Raw genomic sequence first — 6,131 nt, 5'->3', positions numbered from 1 at the left:
TCATGCGGGCGGGGCCCCAGCTCGGAGTTGCGAAGGCCGCACGGGCCCCTCCCTGCACCCTCCCCATCCTTGGCCGACGCTTTTATTTTCAAAACGACTTAATCATTTTTCGCATTTACCAAACATCTCACTACAGCTTTATACAATGCTTTTCATAAGTATTGCATCTGGGATTGGCTTATTTAAGGCGGTGGCCGGTGAGGTCGAAGTGGCGGCCGTTTTTCTCGACGAAAAGCTTGTTGTTTTGGACACGGAGGCGCGGGACGGAGGAAGATTCGCTGGGGATTGCGGTGCGAACTGCGCGGATTCCGACCGATTCTTCGCATTTTTCGCCTTCACAGAACTTGAGCCAGTCGATATTCACGTAATTGCCGAGAATTTGCATCTTGAGGACATGTTCACCGGCTGCGATTTCGCCCAATTTGGCCCGCACAGCGGTATAAGTCGACCAATCCTCACCCTGTTTTGCGATAATGCTGTCGGAAACGGCCTTGTCGTCGATAAAGAGCTGAACACCCGCCTTTTCGGAAGCGGTCGCCATCTGAACGGCAACACTGAACTTGGCCGTTTTTGCAACATTGACGGTGTATTCGAGCCATTCGCCGGCCTGCGTGTAGCCGAGAGCGTAACCCTTCGAGAGGTCTGTGGAATCGAGCACGACGATATCCACGGCGTCCTTGCGATAGAAGCCACCTTCGTTTGCGGAAGACTTGTCATAGAACGAGACGCGGCTGCCGCCGAGGTCATAATTTTCGGCTTCGATTTTGCCGGGGAGCGAAACGGCCTTGCCTGCAATGGCGGCTCCATCAGCGTCAAAGCCTCCGAACGGGTCTTGCTTGGGCGGGTCCGTCTCAACAGTATCGGCCCAAGCCATCTGCATGCGATCCACGCCGGACTGGTTCACGATTTCGAGCTTGATGTTCGCACCTTCGCCACTGCGCTTGGTCATACTGTACCAGTCGCCATCACGGAGGCCCGGCCAGTAGAAGCTGCCCATTTCCCATTCACGGAGCTGATCGGACATGCCACGGATATAGGCCATGAAGTAGTTGGTCGGAGTGGAGTTGTAGTCCATATAATCGTAATGCACACCCGCCTTTTCGCCGGGACTCATGGCGCCACCCCATTCCGTACAGACGGTGCGGTCGATGTACTTGCCCACCTTGCCCTTGAAGCTGTTTTTCCAGCCCTGTTCGGTGTTGATGCTCATGTTCCAGAAAGTGTATTCATGAACGGCAAAGAGGCAACCTTCAAAGCGCGGGTCATCGGCAATGTCCGGAATGTTCCAAGCCATGCCCGAGCCGTCGAGCAAGATGTGGTCACGCGGAACATCGGGGAATTTTTCGAGCCATGTCGCATACAAGTTGCGAAGTTCGTCCTTGCTGTACATGTGCGGTTCGTTGAAAATTTCGAAATAGGCGTTCGGATGGTCGCCGTACTTTTTGACGACAGTTTCCCACATGGCCCACCAATCGTTCATGTTTTTAGGGCCGGAAGGTTGTGCGGGGCCCCAATAGCCAATGGCGACACGACCTTTGGAAAGGCCGACATCGATGATGCCTGTGTAAGTGCTCCAGAATTTGGATGCGGTCGGTTCGTTGATGGGGATGCGGACGCTGTTCGTGCCAAGCAGTTCCTGGAATTGCCCGATGACGCGTTCTGCAATGACGGATGCGGATTCGTAGGTGTCGGAAAGGCTTGTGCCCGAAAGCAGAAGCACATCGGAGACGAAATTGTCGCGCTTATCGGCCCAGTTCACACCGCGGAACTGGCTTGTGACGGCATACGAATTTGCGCAAAGAAGAAAAGCTAAACCAAGAACTCTTAACGACTTCATGATAACATCCCGTTTTTAATCGTTCTACTAACCCACTTATAAAAGTATTCTACGGGGTGCGGGATGTCGCTTGCAAAAACGCAAGTTGTTTTGTCAATTTATCAATGAGAAGGGGCTTCTTTAGCAGAAAACATCAATAAATCATTGCCGATGTCATCAGCAACTAACGTATTCCAATTGTTCCATGAACATAAACGCTATCAGTCCGCGTCGAGCCCTGATTTGACAAACCATAATGAAAGGCAAAATCTTCGCCCCATCTAGAAGAAGTTCCAACTACAGCACTTAAAGACGTTTGACTATGATAGTGGCACAAAAGGCCACCTTCACACAAAGAATAACTCCTACCATAATCCACACAATAAGGGCATTCTACAAGCATATTAAAATCTCCAACCGGCATTTTAATCTCGATAGAATCACCACGAACGGTATAGGAATGGATTATCCCAGAAAGATCAATGTCATATTTTTTTTCGATATTATTTATGTCGATAAGGGAAAAACGCAAATGATCATCTTGAGATAGTTTTACGGAATAAAGGTTATTTAATTTTGTCGTAACTGTCATAGACGTATCAACAGATTCATACTGCCATTCAGATCCACCGCCAAAACACATCCCTTTTAAAGAATCGGGAAGTCCAGTAACACGAAAATTCAATTTTACGCTGCATTCTTTTTTATAGAGGCATTCCACATCCAGGTCCAACATCAACGAACCCGCGTGAGTTCTTAGAACTTTTTCATTACAAGGGCGACCTTCACCGGGATTTCCACCAGTTGCAGGCAAATCGCAAGAAAGCAGATAGAAACAAGTGATCATTCCTAAAAACACTTTAATCGACATATACAACCTCAACTGGATTAATCGGATTTTTTATTAAATATATACAAATAAAATACATCATACGTAAAAAGCCCCGAACCGCGAGGATTCAGGGCCTTGTGGGTGAGGAGGAAAATGTGTAAGGTGGCCCCGGAATTAATGTAGGCTCAAGAAATGATGGATCCCCTACGCTTCGCTTCGAGGATGACGGAGCGGGGTGACAAGCTTAATGGACGGTGAGTTTCATGGTCTTTTGCATGGAGCCGCTCTTGACGATGGCAAAGTACATGCCCGGTGCAAGAGGCGCGCTCGTGCCGAATTCAGCAAGACCTTCGCCATGGCCACGTTGAGTTCCGATAAACTTGCCATTCACTCCAACGAGATGGACAACGTAATCGGCAGCCGGAGCATTGATCATCAGCGCAATGGATGCATGAGAGTACGGTACACGACTTACGGAGAGTGAGGCATTGCGCATTGCCGGCATGGAGATCGCCGTCGGGTCTGCTTCAAGATTGTACCAGTCTACGTTGCAGAGGTAAGTGTCTTCGCCGGTGTACGTGAACGTGAGCTTTTGCTTGCCTGCCGGAAGCGCAATCTTTGTCGAAGTTTCGTACCAGTCGTTCCAGCCCTTAGACTTTGTCGGGTCCACTGAGAGCGTTCCGAGAATCTTGCCTGTAGAATCCGTGACCGTGATGACGCTTTCCTTTTCGGAGCCTGTTGCAAGGCGGCTCGTCAAGACATAGCTACCAGCGGTCGGAACATTCACGTAGTACTGCGTCCAGTCACCGTCATTGATCCAGCCAATGTTCGGAGTGCCCAAGGAATCTTCTTCAATTTGCACACCGTCCATTGCCACGTAGTTTTCGGCTTCGATTTTCGCCGGGATATCGAGCGGGTCAAACGGAGCGTTCGTCACCTTCAGATTGCCATCGAATTCGTAGACCTTGCCAGCAACCGTTGCGGTTGAGAACTTGTTAGAACCAGACACCACATTCAGTGTGCTACCCACGAGAGACTTGATGGCGACATACGTAAGCTTGCCACCTTTCCATGCCATGGAATCGATTTCGAAACCGCCACGAGCGCGGATGCCCTTGACCGTTCCGTTAGCCCACTGCGACGGGAGCGCCGGAAGAAGGTTGATTCTGTTGTTGTGGCTCTGCATGAGCATTTCGTTCACGCCAGAGACAGCACCAAAGTTACCATCGATCTGGAACGGCGGATGCGCATCGAACAAGTTGTTGTATGTCTTGCTCGGCGTAAGAAGCATACGAATCATTCTGTAAGCGTGGTCGCCATCATGCATACGGGCCCAGAAGTTAATCTTCCATGCGAGAGACCAACCAGTTGCATCATCACCACGCTGTTGCAACGTAACGCCTGCACCCTTGATCAAGTCCGGAGTTTCTTCCGGCGTAATCTGAGCGCTCGGGAAAAGGCCGTACAAGTGAGAAATGTGACGGTTCTTGTTGTTCGGATCGTCCCAATCCTGGAGCCATTCGGTAATTTGTCCATACTTACCTGTCTTTGTCGGCGGCAAGCGCTTGACAGTCGCTTCCATCTTGGCACGGACATCTTCATCGACACCGAGAATCTTGGAAGCTTCAATCGTGTAATTCAAAACATCACGGATAATCTGGTTGTCCATCGTCGGGCCAAAGCAGACATTGTATCCACCGTGATCGTTTTCCGGGGAATCGCTCGGAGCCGTGACCAAGTACTTGTTGCCCGTGGTCGGTTCTTCGACGAGGCTGTTCACAAAGAAGAGTGCAGCACCCTTCATTGTCGGGTAGACATCCTTGAGGTATTCCTTATCGGTCGGATTGTAGAGGAAGTGTTCCCAAAGGTGCGTACTGAGCCAGCCCGCGCCACTCGGCCAAAGGCCCCATGCGCCATCAATCGGAGCGGAACGGTTCCAAAGGTCGGTATTGTGGTGTTCTACCCAGCCTTCGTCAACGCCCCAGTGTACCTTTGCAGTCTTTTCACCCTGCGGGACCATGGACTTGATTTTGTCAATGAGCGGCCATACGCATTCTTCGAGGTTGCCGGATTCTGCCGGCCAGTAGTTCATTTCAAGGTTGATGTTCGTGGTGTACTTGCTGCCCCAAATAGGGTTCGTGTCCTTATTCCAGATGCCCTGCAAGTTTGCCGGCTGGCCACCCTTGCGAGAACTTGCAATGAGCAAGTAACGACCATACTGATAATGGAGTTCAACGAGAGACGGGTCGTTCGTAGAATTGAAATTCTTGACGCGGGTGGAAGTGATATCGCCTGCGCTCTTATCAGCCGTGCCGAGGTCAAGTTTAACGCGGTTGAAAATCGTCTGGTAATCTTTCAAGTGGTCCTTCAAGATGTCTTCATAGGACTTCTTCGCGACCTTAGCCATGATTTCGGAAGCGATTGCGCCCGGATCGCCACTCACATCGTTATACGCTTTGAAGTTTGTTGCGGTCGTGAGGATAAGCGTTGCGCTGTTGGCACCTTCGACATTGATGTTGCCATTTGCAACACTGACCTTGCCGCCATCCGTAACTACGGTCAAACGATTCTGGAACTTGATAGAATTGACCGTAACATCGTAAATGAGCGTGTTGCCGCTAGATGTCATGCGGTTCGTGCGATGCGGAGTCGTCATCGTTGCGCCAAAGCTCACGGAACCGCTCTTGTCTGCAGAAAGGTGCACAACAATCACATGGTCGGGATAGCTTGCGAAATATTCACGCGTATGGTTCACGCCGCTGTGCGCGTAAGTCGTCTTTGCAATAGCCGTCTTGAGATCAAGTTCGCGACGGTAATTCGAAGAACCCTTGTGCGAAGTCGAAATAATCAAGTCACCCACCGGCTGGAAGCTAGCCGGGCCAGGGCCAATCATGTAATTGGACACAATGGATTCTGCCGTGCGATAGTCGCCACGCCATAAGGCGTCACGGGCATCCTTTAAGTGACTTGCGGCACCCTGCTTGTTGTTGTCGCCCGGGCCACCTGACCAAACTGTACTTTCGTTGAGGCCAATGTAATCCTTTTCGACACCACCGTAGATGAGGCCACCCATGTAGCCGTTTCCAATCGGGAGCGCATTCGTGAATTCGGAACCGGCATCGCTATTGTACCACAGCGTGAGCGGATTATCCGTTGTCGCAAAAGTGCTTGTAAAGCCGACAGCGCACACCAAGGCCGCAGAAGCAACAATGCGGCTTACTAAATATTTCTTTGTTCTAAACATAGTGTTCTCCTCATAACCAAAACACACTGTATTCTTTTCCTTATAAAAAATACCCCTCGAAGAGGGGATTTCATATAGGTTTGGAATTCTTCTCATTGATTTTTTATCAATAAGGAAAGGGTCTCACCGACCAGGATCTATTTTGAATGCAAAATGTACGTCATGCGGGCGGGGCCCCAGCTCGGAGTTGCGAAGGCCGCACGGGCCCCTCCCTGCACCCTCCCCATCCTTGGCCGACG

At 50.5% G+C, this 6,131-nt stretch carries 3 protein-coding genes; all 3 read right to left on the bottom strand.

Features of this window, described 5'->3' with window-relative positions; translation table 11 throughout:
* Positions 1-178: 178 nt before the first annotated feature.
* Positions 179-1,837 (bottom strand): carbohydrate-binding protein, encoded by a 1,659-nt coding sequence (locus ACJMM9_RS11230; protein WP_405326868.1) that lies wholly within the window; start codon positions 1,835-1,837, stop codon positions 179-181.
* 163 nt (positions 1,838-2,000) lie between these two features.
* Positions 2,001-2,687, bottom strand: coding sequence for a hypothetical protein (locus ACJMM9_RS11225; RefSeq protein ID WP_405326865.1), 687 nt, complete (start codon positions 2,685-2,687; stop codon positions 2,001-2,003).
* A gap of 205 nt (positions 2,688-2,892) precedes the next feature.
* Positions 2,893-5,892, bottom strand: coding sequence for a glycosyl hydrolase family 95 catalytic domain-containing protein (locus tag ACJMM9_RS11220; protein WP_405326862.1), 3,000 nt, complete (start codon positions 5,890-5,892; stop codon positions 2,893-2,895).
* Positions 5,893-6,131 lie beyond the last annotated feature (239 nt).

Origin of the sequence: Fibrobacter sp., assembly GCF_045112255.1 — a bacterium.
In the GTDB taxonomy this organism is placed as follows: domain Bacteria; phylum Fibrobacterota; class Fibrobacteria; order Fibrobacterales; family Fibrobacteraceae; genus Fibrobacter.
The sequence above is the reverse complement of the archived record's forward strand: the minus strand, read 5'-3'. Positions and strand labels throughout refer to the sequence as shown.